This window comes from Gudongella ferriphila (assembly GCF_046224405.1).
Taxonomy (GTDB): Bacteria; Bacillota; Clostridia; order Tissierellales; family Tissierellaceae; genus Gudongella.
The window spans coordinates 86,778-104,741 of record NZ_JBJXRK010000001.1; the positions used below are offsets into that span (position 1 = coordinate 86,778).

Below are 17,964 nucleotides of genomic sequence, written 5' to 3' on the forward strand. Positions count from 1 at the left end.
TAGGGACGGTTATTTTTGATTTAAGGGAAAGAATTCTTAAGCTTTTAAGGGTAAACAACTTTGAATTCCTCAAATACAACTAGCATATCCTCGTTAAATTCCAGCCCCATGACCTGGCATTCCCTGGTGAAAAATCTTATATGTCCCTCTCTCCAGTATTTAAGGGATTTGTCTCCCTCACCCTCAATCCTGGCATGCTCTTCTGTTATATCCCTGAAAGGTAGAATGGTGACTTTGCTGCTCTTGATTATGCATTTTGCAATCCCGTCCCAATCGGTAATGATTACATGTTGACCTACTTCGGGTACTTTTTCATTCTCAAATTCATAGCTCCTGTACAGGGATGCTGTAGCTCTTTTTGTTCCTTCCAGTACCAACTGGGCCAGCTCATTGGCATCCTCCTCATTGTCGCAGAAGTACCAGGATTCATATGTCAGGTCTGTCCCTTCAGGGTCTTCTCCGATTGATCTTAAATACTTCTCCCACATCTCAAGTACTGATTTATTAATATTTGTCATGCTTTACCTCCCTCGGTGAGTCAATGGGGACGGTTCTTTTTGACTCAAATCAAATGTTCTGTCCTGCAATCCTTCCAAATACTATGCATTCTGTTATGGCACAGCTTGCCAGACGACTGGCCCCGTGCACACCTCCAGCGATCTCCCCTGCTGCATAGAGTCCATCAATGATTTTACCGTCAAAATCCAGCACCTGGGCTTTCTCATTTATCCTGAGGCCACCCATTGTGAAGTGAACCTTTGGCCACAGTCTCATGGCGTAATAGGGTGGGTTCTGAATGCCTTTTGCATCATCAACAACAGGCTTTCCAAAGTCATCATCATTCCCCTTATGTATAAAAACGTTATAGCGCTTGATTGTATCCTTAAGTGATTCAGGCTCTACATCATAAAAGGATGCCAGGCTTTCCACGGTGTCAAAAACCTTAACCACACCCTTGTTTATTGCCTTTGATATGTCCCATCCTGATGTTTCAACCGCTTTGTGATCGGCTATCCCCAAGCATGGATGCCCTGTTGCCAAAATGGCATCAGCTGACCGCTTTCGGTCTCCAAGTTCATTGACTATTCTCTTCCCTGATTTTGGATCAACGACTATGCCATGTTTAAATACAATATAGTCGGCAAACATTGGACCATGTCCAAAGCCCGGTTCATCAGGGGAAGCCCAGGCTCCCAACTGGATATGTGACAGCTGAACAGATGCAGCACCTATGCTCAGGGCTGACTTTAACACCTCAGCCGTTGCAAAGGGCTTATTGGTAGTTAGGATGCTTTCATCCAATCTTGGGTCCTGTATTGACCTGAACTGAACATCTGCTCCATAGCCACCAGAAGCAAGTATTATTCCATTTTTTGTCCTAATATGGCCAAGCTCTCCAGTATCGATCCTGTAGTCATATTCCTTGTATACTGAGCATCCTATCACGGAACCATTATCATCAGTTATAGGAGATTTGAAAAAGGTGCTATAGAGTATGGGGATACCTAGCTCTTCAATTTTACTAAGCATTCTTTCAAGGATCGTATTTCCCGTAATTCCCTCTGGTGTGTGGCACCTGGGAACGCTGTGTCCTCCAAACAGGTCCACCCTGTCCATATAGGGCACCTTTAGGTAATCAACTGTCCATTGAAATGCATCCCTAGCATTGGCTACAAAGGTTCTCAGCAACTTGGGATGATTCAGTCCAAGACCTGCACTAATCATATCATCATACAGAAGCTGCTCACTATCCTCTATTCCCTGCTTCTTTTGCACCAGGGTTTCAGGGGCGGCTATTCCACCATCGCTTATAATGGAATTCCCACCAGCTGCCTTCATTTTCTCAATTACAATGACTTCCTTTCCTGCCTCTTTAGCTTCAATTGCAGCTGTCAGGCCGGCAAAGCCAGTTCCTACAACAAGAACGTCAACCTGTTTATACCAAGCGTAATGTTCACTCATGTTTCACCTCCTGATATTGAGTCAGCAGAACCGTCCCCAATGACTCAAATTCTACCTGTATCTTTTAGCCAATCTACAGTATCCTTCAGCGTTTCCTTCATGTCTCTTGTGGTGTAATCTAGCTCTCTTGTAGCTTTATCATGTGAAAACAAAGCATTTGAATTAAGTGTATAAAGCGAATATGCCGTAAATAGGGGTGTCTGTTTCAATATTTTATAATACAACTCCGCTAGGGCAGATGTAGGCTTTACAAACCAAAGAGGCAGGTAAGTTCTTATCTTTCTTTTGCCGGTTATTTCATGCAGCATATCAAAAATTTCCCTGACCTTGAAGAATCTGTTTGAAAGAATATAACACTGGCCTTGTCTTCCCTTATCACAGGCGGCAATGATACCCTTTGCCACGTCGCGCACGTCAACAAAGTCATATCCACCATTTACCCCTGATACTAACCTCTGCTTATAATAATCGATTACCAGGGTTGTGGTATGTCCCCTCCCCTTGTCATAAGGCCCAATTATGCCTGAGGGATGGACTACGCAAGCATTTAATCCCTGTTTAGCGGCATCCAAGACATATGCTGTTGCTTCCGCCTTTGTCTTTGCATATAATCCCACAACCATGTTCGGGTTGAATTCAGTTGTCTCTGTGATTATTTCGCCCTTGGATTTTTCAGGGATGGCATGAACCGAACTGACGTAAATTAATTTTGAGACATTGTATTCCTTACACAGATCTACAATATTCTTTGTTCCAGTCACATTCACATCAAATACAGCTGGGTTGAGTTTCGAAGCTATTGAAACTATTCCAGCGCAATGGATTACAACCAACTCACGTCCATCCAGGTTTTCAAAACTAGGGACTATACTTTCCCTATTGCATAGATTGCCGAATTTTATCTCTGCCATCTCAGGAATGTTCTTTTCACTGGGCAATAAAAGGGCACGGACATGATCCCCTCTCTCAATCAATTGCTCCGTGACTACACTTCCTAAATGACCTGCAGCACCTGTTACTAAATAGAGCTTTTCCATAGAGGTCTCCTTAATTATTCCTAAAAAATATCTACCCTGTTTATCCTAGCACTATTATTGGCTTATCATCCACCTACCGGTGAGTCAGCAGAACCGTCCCCAATGACTCAAATCACTTGAACTCCAGAGACATCGATGGTTTTGAAGAACAGAAATCCAGTTGTGAATATTTTTAGACCGGTTGGCTTGATATCCAACCTTCTATTGACAAAGACCTTCAGTTCATTAACCTCATAGCATTCAAACTGATCGGTTTTTTCCACATTTCCCAAATACACGTTGGGAAGATAGACTCTACCTCAGCATATGTTGGTTAGCTGGGCGTCAACAACTATTGCTGCGAACCCTCTGTTTATAACATAGTCCTTGGCTTTTTCATTAATAAAGATATTCATAATACCACCCTCTTCTTTCAACAATACAAAGTTAACAGTGCCTATTGGTCAAATGAGTCAGGAGAACCGTCCCCGGTGACTCAATTTGTCCCCGAATGAGTCAGCAGAACCGTCCCCGGTGACTCAATTTGACGACGACCTCGATATGTTTTGAGATGAGGGAATAGCTATCAAGAGTACGTTTTCAACCCCTGTTGTTGTTGGGAACATATCCAAGCTCGTAGATGGAAACATATCCAATATTGGCTTTCGTTTATGGGAACATATCAACTGTGATTTTTTATCTCCCACAGATAAACCAGCAGTAATTCTTTCATTTGTAGGAATTACCAGTTCATTGACATTATTATTGCTTAGCTTTTAATAGATTCTTTTACGATATCAAAACTCAGTTGTCTCAAAAACAATTTTATACTTCTATTTATTAACTCTATAAGTTTTTAGAAATATTATCTAATAACTGTTTTAAGTTGATTAGTATTTTTTTGCTTATTAGATTCAACGTCTCAAAAAGAGCACAATATTTATCTACCATTAGGACGACATAAGACTCCTTATATTTGGGTAGCCTTAATGTTAATGGCCACATATGTTTTTCAATTATATCCTTTTCAATATTATTCAGAGAAAAATACTCATTAGCATTTTTCAGTGCTATGCCTGGATGAACAAGTCCATGTAGCCCTGTGTAAGATTTGTTATCAGTGTGCCAGTCATACAAGAACAAATCATGAAGAAGTCCACCTCTTGCTGCAGAACAGGGGTCCAGCCCCAGTTTCTTACACAACCGGAAACTTATATTAGACACATGCAGACTATGATCGTAACAGCTTATATCTCCATGTTGCATATATTTTTTCATTAATTTTACCTTTTCATGATCAATCAAATCCCACACGCAATCACAATATTCTTTTTCAAGTGTAAAATTTATTTTTAAACTCAGTTTTGATTTTATCGACTCTGCCATTCAAAATCCTCCTCACATCGCGATTTATAATACCTGCATTTAAGAACAGTAATTTAGGGAAAGCAAGAAAGATCCTTTTATATTTTATAATCTTATTTTTGTACACGTGTACCGATAGTTCAGAATAAAGGAGAATTGTTTTTCTTAAATCCAATATATCAACAATAGATTTTATAGTATCAATAATAAAACAAACAACAAAAATGATAGCAACATATTCTTTAAACTGAACAGGAATAGTGCGCGTTAAATTTATGATAATTGGATGGACTATTTGAATTAATGCAAAGGCAAGCATTCCCCATAACATTGAGTATTTAATGCATATATACCCTTTAATGTTCAAGAAATTATAGCTGTAATCCCACCATTTTTCATGGAATATTTTTTCCAATACAAATCCAGTGACAAACTCCAATATTGTAACTAATAATATTGAAACAATCAAATTTATCATCAACAATAATGATTTATCCTCTAAAAAAAATGGACTCCAATTAAAGTAAGAAACAATAATAATTCCACCAAATCCATATATAGGTGTAAAGGGTCCTTTAAGGAATCCCCTATTGATAAACTTTCTGTGTTCCATACTTGCAAATAAAGTTTCCATTACCCAACCTAAAAATGAATAAATCGCAAAAAAAAGTATCACATCAACTGCCATATTAATTTTTCACCTCTATAGTTAATTACATCCATTTATCAAATTATGTTCGTTTTGATCTAAAAATTGCAATAATCAGTGCTGCAAAGGTAATTGCCGCCAGGAAAAGGCTACCTTTTAGTATCATACTTAAGACCATTATAAAATCAGCCGCTTCCATACCAATTAAACTTAGTCCAATGATTGTTCCCGCAATTACTATACTTAAAGATAGAAACACTAGGCTGATTGATAGCCGGCTGAAGGATCTATCAATTTTTTGCGCATATCGTTCTGCCTCTTTCACCTTAATTTGTATTGTAAAGTCATCATGTTCAACCTTACCTAGAAAATTTAAAAAGACAGATGGAAACTTTCGAACTAGATTACCATAATCCATAGCACCACTCAAAATTTCCCGGCCTATTTTCTCAGGGGAAATCAAAGTGAAAATCAACTTTCCTGCAATAGGTTCGGCAATTTCCAGGACATTAAGATCAGGGTCCAATTTCTCAACTAATCCTTCCAAAGTTATAAGGGATTTAGCAAGCATTGTGAATTCCCCTGGAATCATAATATTATAAGAAAATGCTAAATCAAAAATTTCATTAAAAACTTCACCTATCTTTATTTGACTCAATGGAACCGACAAAACTTGATCTCTTAATCGATCAATATCTTTTTCCAACTTTCTCATATTGATACTTTCTGATATTGCATCAAGTTCAACAATCGCTTGAACAATAAGCTTACTATCTTTCAGGGTTATTCCCATCAACATTTTCAAGAACTGGTTTTTCCTATGAGGGCTCAGTTGTCCTATCATACCCAAATCTAAAAAAGCTATTTTATTATTTTCGAGCGCCATTATATTCCCCGGATGAGGATCCCCGTGGAAAAAACCATCTCTCAATATCTGATATAAAATAGAGTTGGCTAAATTTCTTGCTATTATTTTTTTATCTAACCCTAATTGATCTAGCTCTTCAAAGTTTTTTAGAGAAGTTCCTTTGATTTCATCCATTGTAAGTACACGACTCGTTGTATGAATCCAACTAATATCTGGAACTATTACATTTGCTTCATCCTTAAAATTCACTTTAAACGTTTCTGCATTTTCGCCTTCAAGTCTAAAGTCTAGTTCATTCGTTATGGTAGTCTCAAATTCTTCAGCCATTTTACTGAAACTATAAAGTTTCCCAAACTTGGTTCGATTATCTACAAAATCTGCTAAATCCTTAAGGATACCCAAATCAAGCTCAATATTTTTTTCGATATTAGGTCTTTGAACTTTTACTACCACAGCTTTACCTGATAATAATTTTGCACGATGAACTTGCCCAATAGAAGCTGCCGCTATAGGTTTCTCTTTAAACTCTCTAAATATATTTTCAAGTTTATCTCCTAACTCAAATTCTATTACTTCCTTTACATCGCTTATTGAAAACGGGGCTACTGCATCTTGAAGTTTTTCCATTTCATGTATGATCTCACGAGGCAATAAATCTGGTCTAGTACTCATGATTTGACCTAGTTTTATAAATGTCGGCCCCAACTCTTCAAAAGATAATCTCAGCCTCTCCCCAATTGATAATTTTGAAATTTCCCTTTCTGTAAATTCTTTGGTTTGCATCTTTATTTTAAGATATTTTAAAATTCCTAATCTATCCATTAATGCGCCAAATCCATGGTTTGCAAATATTTTGACAATTTGTGTTGATCTCTTGAATTTTCTATGTTTACTAACCGCCATCTTTTATCCCCACTCAGTCCAATCACTCTTTTTTGCTAAAAAATTGCAGATATAGATTGATAGAAACTCTGTCATCTATATCTGCTTAACGTCTGTAAGCTAATATACATTTTTAATTCTTAACGGAATAGACATCATAACTATCTTTCTTTTCCTAAAAAAAATACACCCACCATCCCTGGTCCTGTATGTGTCCCTATAACTGGTCCCAAACTATTTATAACTATATCTTTGGGCACTGTCTCACTCAAAATCAGAGATTTCAGATACTCTGCATCTTCAATACAATCACCGTGGGTGATGAATATTATTTGTTCTTCCGGTTTAGTTACGCGAATTTTATATTCCTCAAATAAAGTCTTAATTGCTTTTTTTCTTCCTCTAATTTTTTTTACAACATCTAATCTTCCATCATTTGAAACATTTAAAACCGGTTTAACATCAAGCAATCCACCTATAGCTGCACTAGTTGCTGATATTCGTCCACCTCTTTTTAGGTGTTCCAAATTGTCTATAGTAAACCAGTGATTTACATTGAGTTTATTTGACTCAATCCACTCTACGATTTCTTCTTTAGATTTTCCTTGTTTTAACATTTCGCACGCATAATACACTAATAAACCCTGGCCGATAGAGGCGCTTTTCGAATCTATCACTGTTATATCTGCTTCTGGGTTTGCTTCCATTATCCCATTTCTAGCTAGGACAGAACCATTAAAAGTTTCACTAAGTGCTGAAGAAAAACCTATATAAATAACTGAATCTCCTTTTGAAACAAAACTTCTAAATTCATTTTCAAAAGTAAAAGCAGTAATCTGAGCAGTTGTTGGCATACTTCCATTTCGAATTTCGTCGTAAAATTCTTTATAACTTAAAGATTTCCCAAAATCATCTATATAATTTATTCCATTTAGTACAAATGTAAATGGAATAACATGTATATTATTTTGAGAAATATATTCAACGGGCAAATCGCAATTTGAATCAGTAACTATAACAATTCCCATTTCAAACCCCTCTCCAAATAATAGACAACCCAGCTAAAAAACATAGACGATATCTAAGAACCTGCCATTGCTCTGTCTTTTAACTGATCAATCTAAATCTTATTTTTTTAGTTCGCTTATATCCTTCTTTGTGGCTATTTCATTCTCATTTAATATATCAATCAACTCTTCTCTTACAATTTTTCTGAACTCATCTTTTCGCATGAGATCTTCTTTGCGAGCAATATCTTTTGCTTCTAGTGCATCTAAAATTTCATCCTTGACCATTTTCTTAAAATCTTCACGTTGTTCTTCGCCTTTTTTCACTAAATCATTAACCAGATCCTTAGCGTCTTTCCTAGCCACTTCACCTTTATTCACCAACTCATCAACCACATCTTCAATTTTTTCTCTAGAGTAAGAAAACAACCCTAACCCTAAATTGACTGACTTTTCAATTAATCCCGACATAACAAAATACCTCACTTTCATGAATTTAATCAAATAAAATTTGCATAGCATTTAATGTTTCTGGCAATTTTTCATCTTGATCAAGCAAAACCTGAATACCAGTACCAAACATCGACCCCAAAATCAAGCGAGACAAGTCTTTTGTAGAATAGCCTTTTAATTCCTTTAATTGAAGATCGTTAAAAATATACTTCTCAATCATGTCCGATAAATCTTTGAACAATTCACTAAGCAGACTACTGAATACAGGTGACCAAATAGCTAAACCCGTAAAATCATAGAGCAATCTAAAAAGTTCCGGATTATGCTGCAACATATTTTTAAAGTAATTAATCAGGCCTTTTACTTTTTTCTGGGGTGTACTTTCCTGCTCCAATGTTGCTTCAATCTCCTTTAAATACTTTGAAGTCATCATTCCTACAACTTCTTTAAACAACCCCTCCTTATTTTTGAAGTAATAATTTAACTGGCTTAAAACGACTCCTGCTTCATCAGCAATATCTCTCATTGAAACATTCGCATAACCTCTAGTCGATATACAGGTGTAAGCTGCTAATAAGATTTTCTCTGGTTGAGTTCGTTCATTTGTTCTAGTAAGCACAATATCAACACCTCACAATTCGGTCGTTCGTCCGATTTATTCTTATGGTACTATTTTTTGATGTGTTTGTCAATAATCAAATTGACATAACCAAATTGATAACTTCTAATTCAAATCCCTAATCTATATACTATGTGAGGATTCTGAACAAAAGTAAAAACCCACAACTCTACTCTAGAGTCATGGGCTATTGGGGTCCGTTTTTCATACTTCTATCTCAATGCCAGATTTAAAGCTTATCACAAAGTGCTCTTCGTACACCGTGACGTTTTGGATCAGTTTCCTTACTAAAGTATCATCATAGAGTAGAGTTCGATATTTGTTCTTGCGGATGAATCCTATCAGCTCACCTATCCTCTCATTCTCTCCACTTAAGGATGCATCTTCCACAAGGAGGCTCTGTCGCTCTTCACGGAGCTTATCAATCTCATCAGCTAAGAATTCGTAATCCTTTCCTTTGTTGGCGAGGTTGATTACTTCTTTCTGCTTTTCTTCAAGCAAGGTGTTTATCTCTGAGATCTTGTACTCTGTGGTGTCGCCAATTACTGCATGGATGTTTTCTTCCAAGGTTCTTATTATGTTGTCCCCACCGGCAAGGAGCTTATTTATTGCCGTCATAACCGCATCATATAAATCACCTTCTTTTACAGTTCGGTTCCTGCAGACTTCGGGACCTTGCTCGATTCTTGTGACGCATCGCCAAACAAACTCTTTTCTACCGCGTATATTCCAATAGACCCGTCTGTAAATATCCCCGCATTCCCCGCAAAAAGTTATGGTGCTCAAGGCATATTTGCTGCTGTAAATTCTTTTATTCTTCTCTGTACCCGTGTAAATATTATTCCTGCGATGAAGTTCCTCCTGCGCCTGTAAAAATAGTTCCTTTGGGATAATCGCCTCATGGCTATTTTCAACGTAATACTGTGGGACATGACCTTCATTCTTGACTCTTTTCTTTGTAAGAAAATCTACGGTGAAGGTCTTCTGTAAAAGGGCATCACCGATATATTTTTCGTTCAAGAGAATTTTCTTTATGGTTTCCGGTCGCCACCTTGGTTTTCCGGCAGCTGTTAAAATACCGTCCTCCTCAAGATCCCTACCAATGCCCGCCAGGCTTTTGCCCTCAAGGTATTCTCTGTAAATGCGCTTTATGATTTCAGCCTCTTCAGGAACAATGACCAAGTTGCCTTCATCATCTTTTGTGTACCCCATAAAACGATTGTGGTTGACCTGAACTTTCCCCTGTTGATATCGATATTGAAGTCCAAGCTTTACATTTTGGCTGAGCGACTGGCTTTCTTGCTGTGCGAGGGATGCCATAATGGTAAGCAGCACCTCCCCCTTGGCATCCATTGTGTTGATGTTCTCCTTCTCGAAAAACACTGAAATGTTCTTATCCTTGAGCTGTCTAATGTATTTTAGGCAATCCAGAGTGTTACGGGCAAATCGACTGATGGATTTTGTAATAACCAGATCGATGTTCCCCTCCATGCACTCCTCAATCATGCGATTGAACTCTTCTCGTTTTTTCGTGTTAGTGCCTGAAATACCGTCATCTGCAAATATGCCTGCAAACTCCCATTCAGCATTTTTCTTTATAAATTCGGTGTAATGAGCAACCTGCACCTCATAGCTGGAGTTCTGCTCTTCCGTTTCTGTAGAAACGCGGCAATAAGCAGCAACACGAAGTTTCTTTACTTTTTCTTTTGCAGCGGTACTTCCGACCCTTTTTCGTGCTGGAATTACAGTTATATTTTTCTCTGCCAATTTAAACCTCGCTTTCTATCAGACTATACAGGTACTCAGCTCGCATTACTGGATCATCTGGAAGCTTGTTATTTGCTTTTTTCATCTTGAATCTTTCAATTGGCGATGGAGCAGTAAACGCAGCAAGTTCTACAATTCGCCCTAAGTCCTTAGCGCGTTTTTCTCTAACTTCCTCAGCCCTATAAAAGGTTTCTTCGTCGATGATCGCTGGGTACACATCATTCCCGAGATATTGAATATTTTTCAGAATAAGCCCCATTGATGAATGTGTCTTTTCAATCCCCGCCTGCTCACCGGCTACAGCTAAGGAAAGCCCTGAAATGTATTTTTCAAAGAATATTCTAACCTGATTAGCTTTCTCTTCATTAACAGTAACGACGCCTTCTATCACCTCGTATCCATAAGGTATATAAGCCATTTATCTCACCACCTCCTCTTTCAGGGAAAGTCCACATTTCATCTTAAATGTCAGTTCATCCCTTGTATTTACTATGATGTTCTGAACATATTTTTCAAATGCTTCTTCAGTATACTCACCAATAAAGTCCTGTTCCGCCACATAATCTAGAAGCGACTTCACTTCATCTGCTTGTGATGTACCGTCTGTAAATGCCATGACCAAATTTGTTTTTTCTGTAGTCAGGCTATTTATTTCTCTATCCAAAACATTGCGTTCTTTCCTAAATAGCGCTGGTTCAAGAAAACCCTTTGTCATCAATCCGACTAGAGTATTACGCTCTTCTGTCAATTGCTCTAATCTATTATCTATTGCATTAATTCTCTCCAGATCACTTTTTTCGTCTATTTGACTTATAGCCTTATATAACGGTTCTAATATGATCTTTCTACTAAAGGCAAGCTTATTCAGCATTGTTGCGTAGGTTGCCTTTAGCTCTCCATCACGCAGAAACAGCATAGAACAGCTATTTTTATCTTCAATATGCCCTATGCAGCTCCAGGCGATATAACTTCTGCCAGCAGAGTAGTTTGTTTTTCTCCTAAACGTGGACCCACACTCTCCACAGATGATTTTGCCGCTTAATACATATCTATTTTGATAAACATTTTTGTTAACAGTTTTGCTCTTCGCTCTTTGTGTTATCAGCTTTTGTGCCTTAGAAAACACTTCTCTGCTGACGATCGGCTCGTGATGATTCTTGCAGTAAAATTGGTCTTTCTCACCTTTATTAGGTCGTCGATTGTAGTTGTTATCCGTGTAAGTCTTTTGGAAAAGCGCATCCCCTTTGTATTTTTCATTTCGGAGCATATCAATCACTGTTCCTGTGCTCCAATGATTACCTCTTCTTGCAGGAATCTTGTCCCTGTTAAGGCCCTTTGCAATAACACTGCCGCCTTTGCCTGCAAGGCACTCTGAAAAAATGCGTTTAACTATTTCTGCTTCTTCTGGAACAATAACCATCTCACCATTTACATTGGCATAGCCATAAGGTGGACTGCCAATAATGTAGTTTCCATTTTGAAATCTTTTGTTGATGGACCATGTGGTGTTTTGAGAAATCGATGCAGACTCTTCTGCGGCAAACCCGGATAAAATAGAAAGCATCAATTCACTTTCCATGTCACCCGTATTCAGATTTTCTTTCTCGAAATAAATGAAGACACCGATATTTAAGAGCTGCCTTACCAGTTCTAAGCAATCCGTGGTATTACGTGCAAAACGGCTGATGGATTTGGTGATAATAAAATCAATCCGATCATTTTCACAATCACGAATCATGCGGAGAAGTTCAGGCCTTTTTTCCTTCTTGGTCCCTGATATCCCTTCGTCATAATAAAGCCCTGCAAATTCCCATTCTGGATTGGATTTAATGTATTTTTCATAGTGTTCCCGCTGGGCTTTAAGGCTTACCATCTGTTCATCACTATCTGTTGAAACCCTGGCATAAGCCGCCACTCGAAGTTTAATATTTGATGATTGTGATTTGGATATTTCATCAATTTTCGTTATCTTTTTCATTGTCTCACCTCGCTTTCGTTCATTACATATATCACTCTAAAAGCCACTAATAGCAAGTGATTTAGGACATAATGTCGGCCAACTTTGGTGAGAATTTCTGTCGGTTTAACGCTGATATTTTGTGTAGTTCATCCTCTGTAATCTTGCCCTCTTTATGGAGCATTTTGATAATGCTCTCTGCTATATAAAAGTCATATTCTCTCTGTAACTGTTCTTCCGTCATAGCTTCTGTTTCACCCTTGATCGGGCAGCCATCCTTTACTTCAATAATCTTCATAAAAAAACACCTCCTACCTGGTAGCCACGGCAAGAGGTGAAATCTGATTGTTTAACTAATCTTTCTTATAAAATTCGCATTCATAACCATCGGCATCAAGGATGAGTCCCTTCGCCCAAGGAGGGACTTTACTCATCTGCTGACATACCCTATCACGTGACATACTGGGATCGGCTTCAATAATAACTTCATCATGCACATGAGCCACAATGCGGTAAGAGCTTAGGGTCTGCATGGCAACCATCAAAATATCACGAGAGATTGCTTGGACAATATTTTCCACAAATTTAGGTCCATAACTTTCAAGTCGATCCCATTTCTTTGTAGCACCGATGCCTTCGTAAGTGACTGATTCACCACCGAAGATGTTTTCACCCATCTGAGGTTTAACATACGCAAGCTGCCTGCCAGAAGGAAGAATGATAAAGAGCATTCCACTCCTGTAGTAAAACTTAATGTTTTGTGTTTCTTGAGGCCTTTTCACCTTGATGCATTTCTTAGCTGCTCTATCCACATCCCACCAGAATTTTACGATGTATGGATTGGCCTGCCTCCAGGCATTCACAAGTGGCTTCAGTTCTTCTTCTGTAAGTCCCATTTCAAGCGCTCCCATCGCTTTTAGAGCACCCACTGATCCACCATATCCAAGGGCCAGCTCTGCAATTTTACCTTTCTGCCTTAAATGACCGTTCACACCATGCTTTTCTACAGGGACATTAAACATCTGTGATGCGGATGCACAATAAATATCTCCGCCACTTGCGAATACTTCATTTCTCCATTCTTCGCCCGCAAGCCATGACAGGACCCGAGCCTCAATGGCAGAAAAGTCGGCAACAATAAACTTACAGCCATCTTTTGGTATAAAAGCTGTGCGGATAAGCTGTGAAAGCGTATCTGGTATATCTTCATAGAGCAATTCAAGGGCTTCAAAATTACCACTTTTTACTATGCCTCGAGCCTCTTTTAAATCCGATATATGATTTTGCGGTAGGTTCTGCAATTGCACAAGCCTTCCAGCAAAGCGACCGGTCCTGTTAGCACCGTAGAATTGAAACATTCCTCTGGCCCTTGAGTCTTCACACACTGCATTCTCCATTGCTGTGTATTTCTTTACGGATGACTTTGCCAGTTGCTGACGGAGCTTAAGCACCTCAGCCAAATGCTCCGGTGCATCATTCAATAGCTCAGCTACGGCCTTTTTACCGAGGGTGTCTGTTTCTAGACCATTTTCAGAAAGCCAGTCCTTCATCTGCTGAACTGAGTTTGGATTATCAAGTTCGGTTATTTCCTGCATCTGATTCATCAGCTTGGTGCGGGAAATTTCATCTATAGCGATGGCATGTTTTACAAAGTCCATATCTACCTTGATGCCGCGATCATTGATTTCCTGGTCAAGATGGTACTCACTCCATATTTCATCCGGTAAAGGAAACTTACGAAGTCTTTGTTGGATCTGTATTTCCGCTTCAACATCTCGCTTGTTATACTCCTTAAACCTCTGCCACTTCTCTTCATCATCACTTGGTAGATTACGAGTCCTACCAACATTTGTTTTGGTAGGTGTGCATGGTACACAAAAATATCTAATAAGGTCTTTACCTTCTATAAGCTTTTGTTTTTCAAGGCCTAGAACCGCGCCAACACCTACTAGGGATAATGGAAGCCCCATATAGGCAGACCATACCATTGAGCATTTCCATGATGATGGACTTAGATATTCTCCATACGGATAACCAAGATATCTGGATAGGCAGACGCGCTCAAACTGAGCATTAAACGCCCACTTGGTTACCTCTTCATCTGTTAAGGCATCCAGTATCTTTTGTGGGATCCTTTCCCCTTTTGCAAGATCAACCACTGTAACCTCCCCGCCATCAATAGAATATCCAAAGAGCAGTATTTCAAAATCATCTGCCTCTACATAACTGTAAACACCACTCTTTTGTAAATTGACAGATGAATATGTTTCTATATCGATTTCAAGATTCTTCATAGCATGCCTCCATTCCTAAAAAATAGGTGGCAGAGGAAATACCCCCACCACCTTCAAATGGCCATTTCTATTAGGCAAGGAAGTCGTCCTCTGCAAAAGTAGTAAAGTCATCTGCTGCTGAGCTCTTTCCACCAAGAGGCTCGCCATCTTTAATCTTTTGAATGTTGCCAAGTCCGCAAGCCACACCCTTATTTCCGTTGGAATTGAATGCGAAAAAATTCAGAGAAACCCTGGCATAACAACCACTGTACACCTCACCACGATCCATGATTGGCTTTACGCTCTTGTCCACAATCTGTGGAGGGGTTTTACTGTTGGCATTGATAAAATAATGCCCTTTATATGCCTCGTCATCGCGCTCCACATCCCCATCACGCAGAGGAATTTTTATGGCAGCCTTGTTGGGCTTCTTACCACCAAACTTAGAGATGCCTTCTTCAATAGCTGCATCAATGGCGGCATTTACTGCGTTAATGGTTTCCGTATCGTCCTTTGGAATGAGTACGGATACGCTGTATTTTTCAGCACCACCGTTGACGGAAACCGGCTCCCAGCCGTGGAAGTAAGAAAGTCTTGTGTTCACACCTGTAATAACCTTAGTTCTATTCGTATTGTTTTTCATAATGATCAATCCTCCATAATTTCATTAAACTCGTTTTTTGCGTTCGTTACGTTCATAGCCACTCTTTTATCTGAGCTAGGAACAAGCGTTGGCTTTCCCGGTGGTTTGATTATGAGGCCACTGAGTATTTCCTCAAAGTTGGTTTTACCCATCAGTTTTTGCATCTCCGTCAAAGGAATAAGGCTCTTACGGTAAATGTCCTTATATCCACTTTCTACAGCTTTTTCTGCTACAGCATCTTCATCTTTGTACTTGCGAACTGAGCGACCTTCCACAACTTTAAAGCCACTCCACTCTTTCCCGTGGTTAACTGCCGCATCTGTCGCATAAGCAGTTATTTCATTGGCCCACTTCGTAAGATCAGGAAGAATCATTAGAATTTCCTCAATCTCACTATCTGTTAGTAGTGGTGGCATCTTAAACTCCTTCTGGGCCAGTTTGAGCTTTTCATCAGCCCTTGCACGGCATCTGGTTGACGCTCTGCAGAAAGTACACCATGGGCCAGGAATATATTCACCTTCACCTTGATAGGCTTTTGCAGCCTTTGGTTTTAGTTCCTCTTCTGCCCAGGCTTTCAGTTCTTCTACCGGGACAGTCCAGGTGCTGACATTTTCTCTTCGTGGCTGGAATATTGTCATGGATACTTCCTTGATGTCATAAAGACTGTCATAAATCTCAAGAGCACCTAGTGCATACAGTTTCATCTGCGGATTGTTCTCCGCCTCCACAACCACGCCGATTCCGTATTTGAAATCCACTATGTGAAGCCTTTCATCCGAGATGATTACACAATCTCCTGTCCCAAATCCATCTGGCACATAACAGGAGAAATCAAGACGTTGTTCAATTAGAACGATAGGATCTGTACAGGACTTTCTTGCAAGTTCTACCTGCTCCATAATAAAGGCAACATAGTCATCTGTGCATTCTTCCATTTCATCTGAATCATACTCTGACACGGGCCTCTTACTTCTGATATGAAGTGCCTTTTTCAGTTTGTGTTCTGAGAGTTCATGTGCTGCAGTACCGGCTTTCGCTGCTTCTCCACTGGTATTTTCAAACTCTAGTTCAAGCCTTGCAGACGGCAAACAATGAAGCCATCTGTGGGATGAAGATGCAGATAATATTGCGTGATTACCCATTGCCAAGAACCTCCGCATCTTTCAAGATGTCAGCATAGTATGCCTTGTCAACAGCACTCAATTTATCCGCACCATACTTACCGATAATCTCCCGCACTTCTGCAGTAAACCCAAGCTGGCTTTTTTCTGCAAGGACCATGCGCACTTTTTCAAGTGGGATCTCCGGCGATTTTGCTGTTTCTGTCTTTGTGGCAGTTTCTTCTTTAGGTACAGCATCACTTTCTGTCATTGCCTTACAAACCACTTCTATGCTGTCTGCAAGGCTTCGCATATCGTTTACCACATCAAGCAGTAGCTTTACTTTGCTCAAGTTCATCCCCTCCTTTCGTAGTCTCACAGATAGCAAGTTCCTCGACACTGTCTCCAGGAATCAGAATCGTTACACGCTGTTTATCTCCTAGGAGGAAACGTAGAAGGCGCTCCCTTACGGTGACATTACGGCAAGTAACGATTCCGCCTGTCTGTGGCATTTTGGAAACACTGATTTTTAAGTTGTGCTTCATATCCATCACCTCTTTCTGAAGGGTCATTAATTGCTCCCCTCTATCTGGTAGCCATGAGATGAACGGAAATCTGACGGTTTTGTGAAATAACAAAAAAATAATGCCCTCAGAAGTTTTTAATCCTCCAAGGGCAAAGACTCAATTATTCAATTTTGATAAAAGCATCTGTAAAACCAGCAGCTTTTACTCTGGCCAACATAGCATCCGCATTGGACTTAACGCTATAAGCTCCAACCTGAACCCTATACAGCTTCTTAGTTGGTGTGGAAGCTTCAGGAACCATAAGTAGCTTTTTAACATCAGCCCTGAAAGTATCCATACTCTTTCCATGCCTAGAAAACCAGTGCCGAGGGTCTCCATGATTGCTGGCGATCTTCTTTTGATAGCCTTCGTAGTGGCCGATGATGTCCTTCTCAGTCAGATTATAGAGTTTGCAAAGATGCGCACAAAGCTCTGTGGCTTCTTTATAAACCGAGTTAAAATATGAGGCGTCGGACAGGTTGTCTTCACAGATCTCAAATCCGATATGACTATTATTTGCGTCACCACCTGCATGCCAGCCTCTATGATCCCAAGGCAGTGTCTGATAGGTAGCGATAGTGCCATTTTTTAGTTTCCCAATAAAGGCATGGACACAGACTTGTCTGCCACTGGGCCTATGTTGATTCCAGTGGTTGTTATACTGGTTCTCTCCCAAGATGCCATCATCTGGACCAACATACCTTCGGAGATAGGGATTGTTAGCCCCGGTGCTGTGGACCATAATGCCTCCCGGTTTGATTTTCCTGCCCACTTTATAGCATTCATTTTCTGTAAAAATTAGTTTTTTAAGGTTCATTGTTCTCCTCCTTCAAGATG

19 protein-coding genes are annotated in these 17,964 nt (G+C 39.5%); all 19 read right to left on the reverse strand.

Translation table 11 applies throughout. The features are described from left to right. Window positions 1–44: 44 nt before the first annotated feature. Window positions 45–518, reverse strand: coding sequence for an ASCH domain-containing protein (locus tag ACKVDP_RS00455; RefSeq protein ID WP_409226837.1), 474 nt, complete (start codon window positions 516–518; stop codon window positions 45–47). Between the two features lie 49 nt (window positions 519–567). Then, complete coding sequence (locus tag ACKVDP_RS00460; RefSeq protein ID WP_409226838.1) at window positions 568–1,962, reverse strand: flavocytochrome c; 1,395 nt, start codon at window positions 1,960–1,962, stop codon at window positions 568–570. A gap of 44 nt (window positions 1,963–2,006) precedes the next feature. Then, the gene (locus ACKVDP_RS00465) at window positions 2,007–2,999 is read right to left on the reverse strand and encodes an NAD-dependent epimerase/dehydratase family protein (RefSeq protein WP_409226839.1); all 993 of its coding nucleotides are present in this window, start codon (window positions 2,997–2,999) and stop codon (window positions 2,007–2,009) included. Window positions 3,000–3,824: 825 nt separating this feature from the next. Next, window positions 3,825–4,364 (reverse strand): HD domain-containing protein, encoded by a 540-nt coding sequence (locus ACKVDP_RS00470; protein WP_409226840.1) that lies wholly within the window; start codon window positions 4,362–4,364, stop codon window positions 3,825–3,827. Beyond that, window positions 4,312–5,031, reverse strand: a complete 720-nt coding sequence (locus ACKVDP_RS00475; RefSeq protein ID WP_409226841.1) for a putative ABC transporter permease — start codon at window positions 5,029–5,031, stop codon at window positions 4,312–4,314. Before ACKVDP_RS00475 ends, ACKVDP_RS00470 begins: the two co-directional genes overlap by 53 nt. A 43-nt stretch (window positions 5,032–5,074) precedes the next feature. After that, on the reverse strand, window positions 5,075–6,763 hold the full coding sequence (gene ubiB / locus ACKVDP_RS00480) for a 2-polyprenylphenol 6-hydroxylase (protein WP_409226842.1): 1,689 nt from the start codon (window positions 6,761–6,763) through the stop codon (window positions 5,075–5,077). Between the two features lie 140 nt (window positions 6,764–6,903). Then, window positions 6,904–7,770 (reverse strand): DegV family protein, encoded by an 867-nt coding sequence (locus ACKVDP_RS00485; protein WP_409226843.1) that lies wholly within the window; start codon window positions 7,768–7,770, stop codon window positions 6,904–6,906. A gap of 99 nt (window positions 7,771–7,869) precedes the next feature. After that, window positions 7,870–8,220, reverse strand: a complete 351-nt coding sequence (locus ACKVDP_RS00490; RefSeq protein ID WP_409226844.1) for a phasin family protein — start codon at window positions 8,218–8,220, stop codon at window positions 7,870–7,872. Window positions 8,221–8,245: 25 nt separating this feature from the next. Then, window positions 8,246–8,821: a TetR/AcrR family transcriptional regulator gene (locus ACKVDP_RS00495; RefSeq protein ID WP_409226845.1), complete on the reverse strand. Its 576-nt coding sequence runs from the start codon at window positions 8,819–8,821 to the stop codon at window positions 8,246–8,248. 204 nt (window positions 8,822–9,025) lie between these two features. Continuing rightward, complete coding sequence (locus tag ACKVDP_RS00500) at window positions 9,026–10,588, reverse strand: recombinase family protein (RefSeq protein WP_409226846.1); 1,563 nt, start codon at window positions 10,586–10,588, stop codon at window positions 9,026–9,028. A gap of 1 nt (window position 10,589) precedes the next feature. Further along, complete coding sequence (locus ACKVDP_RS00505) at window positions 10,590–11,006, reverse strand: recombinase (protein WP_409226847.1); 417 nt, start codon at window positions 11,004–11,006, stop codon at window positions 10,590–10,592. Continuing rightward, window positions 11,007–12,566: a recombinase family protein gene (locus ACKVDP_RS00510; RefSeq protein ID WP_409226848.1), complete on the reverse strand. Its 1,560-nt coding sequence runs from the start codon at window positions 12,564–12,566 to the stop codon at window positions 11,007–11,009. Between the two features lie 61 nt (window positions 12,567–12,627). After that, window positions 12,628–12,843 (reverse strand): SHOCT domain-containing protein, encoded by a 216-nt coding sequence (locus ACKVDP_RS00515; RefSeq protein WP_409226849.1) that lies wholly within the window; start codon window positions 12,841–12,843, stop codon window positions 12,628–12,630. Window positions 12,844–12,898: 55 nt separating this feature from the next. Continuing rightward, window positions 12,899–14,839: a DNA polymerase gene (locus tag ACKVDP_RS00520; protein WP_409226850.1), complete on the reverse strand. Its 1,941-nt coding sequence runs from the start codon at window positions 14,837–14,839 to the stop codon at window positions 12,899–12,901. 70 nt (window positions 14,840–14,909) lie between these two features. Next, window positions 14,910–15,461, reverse strand: a complete 552-nt coding sequence (locus tag ACKVDP_RS00525; RefSeq protein ID WP_409226851.1) for a DUF2815 family protein — start codon at window positions 15,459–15,461, stop codon at window positions 14,910–14,912. Window positions 15,462–15,466: 5 nt separating this feature from the next. Further along, a complete protein-coding gene (locus tag ACKVDP_RS00530) occupies window positions 15,467–16,603 on the reverse strand; it encodes a DUF2800 domain-containing protein (protein WP_409226852.1) in 1,137 nt (378 codons plus the stop codon). After that, complete coding sequence (locus ACKVDP_RS00535; protein ID WP_409226853.1) at window positions 16,596–16,913, reverse strand: rRNA biogenesis protein rrp5; 318 nt, start codon at window positions 16,911–16,913, stop codon at window positions 16,596–16,598. Before ACKVDP_RS00535 ends, ACKVDP_RS00530 begins: the two co-directional genes overlap by 8 nt. Further along, a complete protein-coding gene (locus ACKVDP_RS00540) occupies window positions 16,888–17,133 on the reverse strand; it encodes a hypothetical protein (RefSeq protein WP_409226854.1) in 246 nt (81 codons plus the stop codon). Before ACKVDP_RS00540 ends, ACKVDP_RS00535 begins: the two co-directional genes overlap by 26 nt. A gap of 115 nt (window positions 17,134–17,248) precedes the next feature. After that, window positions 17,249–17,944: an N-acetylmuramoyl-L-alanine amidase gene (locus ACKVDP_RS00545; RefSeq protein ID WP_409226855.1), complete on the reverse strand. Its 696-nt coding sequence runs from the start codon at window positions 17,942–17,944 to the stop codon at window positions 17,249–17,251. Between the last annotated feature and the right edge of the window lie 20 nt (window positions 17,945–17,964).

Excerpts from the sequence above, each read along its gene's own strand:
- ACKVDP_RS00475 (WP_409226841.1), bottom strand. The coding sequence starts at position 5,031 with ATGGCAGTTGATGTGATACTTTTTTTTGCGATTTATTCATTTTTAGGT.
- ACKVDP_RS00520 (WP_409226850.1), bottom strand. The coding sequence starts at position 14,839 with ATGAAGAATCTTGAAATCGATATAGAAACATATTCATCTGTCAATTTA.
- ACKVDP_RS00515 (WP_409226849.1), bottom strand. The coding sequence starts at position 12,843 with ATGAAGATTATTGAAGTAAAGGATGGCTGCCCGATCAAGGGTGAAACA.
- ACKVDP_RS00530 (WP_409226852.1), bottom strand. The coding sequence starts at position 16,603 with ATGGGTAATCACGCAATATTATCTGCATCTTCATCCCACAGATGGCTT.
- ACKVDP_RS00545 (WP_409226855.1), bottom strand. The coding sequence starts at position 17,944 with ATGAACCTTAAAAAACTAATTTTTACAGAAAATGAATGCTATAAAGTG.
- ACKVDP_RS00465 (WP_409226839.1), bottom strand. The coding sequence starts at position 2,999 with ATGGAAAAGCTCTATTTAGTAACAGGTGCTGCAGGTCATTTAGGAAGT.
- ACKVDP_RS00485 (WP_409226843.1), bottom strand. The coding sequence starts at position 7,770 with ATGGGAATTGTTATAGTTACTGATTCAAATTGCGATTTGCCCGTTGAA.
- ACKVDP_RS00510 (WP_409226848.1), bottom strand. The coding sequence starts at position 12,566 with ATGAAAAAGATAACGAAAATTGATGAAATATCCAAATCACAATCATCA.
- ACKVDP_RS00470 (WP_409226840.1), bottom strand. The coding sequence starts at position 4,364 with ATGGCAGAGTCGATAAAATCAAAACTGAGTTTAAAAATAAATTTTACA.
- ACKVDP_RS00455 (WP_409226837.1), bottom strand. The coding sequence starts at position 518 with ATGACAAATATTAATAAATCAGTACTTGAGATGTGGGAGAAGTATTTA.
- ACKVDP_RS00525 (WP_409226851.1), bottom strand. The coding sequence starts at position 15,461 with ATGAAAAACAATACGAATAGAACTAAGGTTATTACAGGTGTGAACACA.
- ACKVDP_RS00460 (WP_409226838.1), bottom strand. The coding sequence starts at position 1,962 with ATGAGTGAACATTACGCTTGGTATAAACAGGTTGACGTTCTTGTTGTA.
- ACKVDP_RS00505 (WP_409226847.1), bottom strand. The coding sequence starts at position 11,006 with ATGGCTTATATACCTTATGGATACGAGGTGATAGAAGGCGTCGTTACT.
- ACKVDP_RS00490 (WP_409226844.1), bottom strand. The coding sequence starts at position 8,220 with ATGTCGGGATTAATTGAAAAGTCAGTCAATTTAGGGTTAGGGTTGTTT.
- ubiB (WP_409226842.1), bottom strand. The coding sequence starts at position 6,763 with ATGGCGGTTAGTAAACATAGAAAATTCAAGAGATCAACACAAATTGTC.
- ACKVDP_RS00540 (WP_409226854.1), bottom strand. The coding sequence starts at position 17,133 with ATGACCCTTCAGAAAGAGGTGATGGATATGAAGCACAACTTAAAAATC.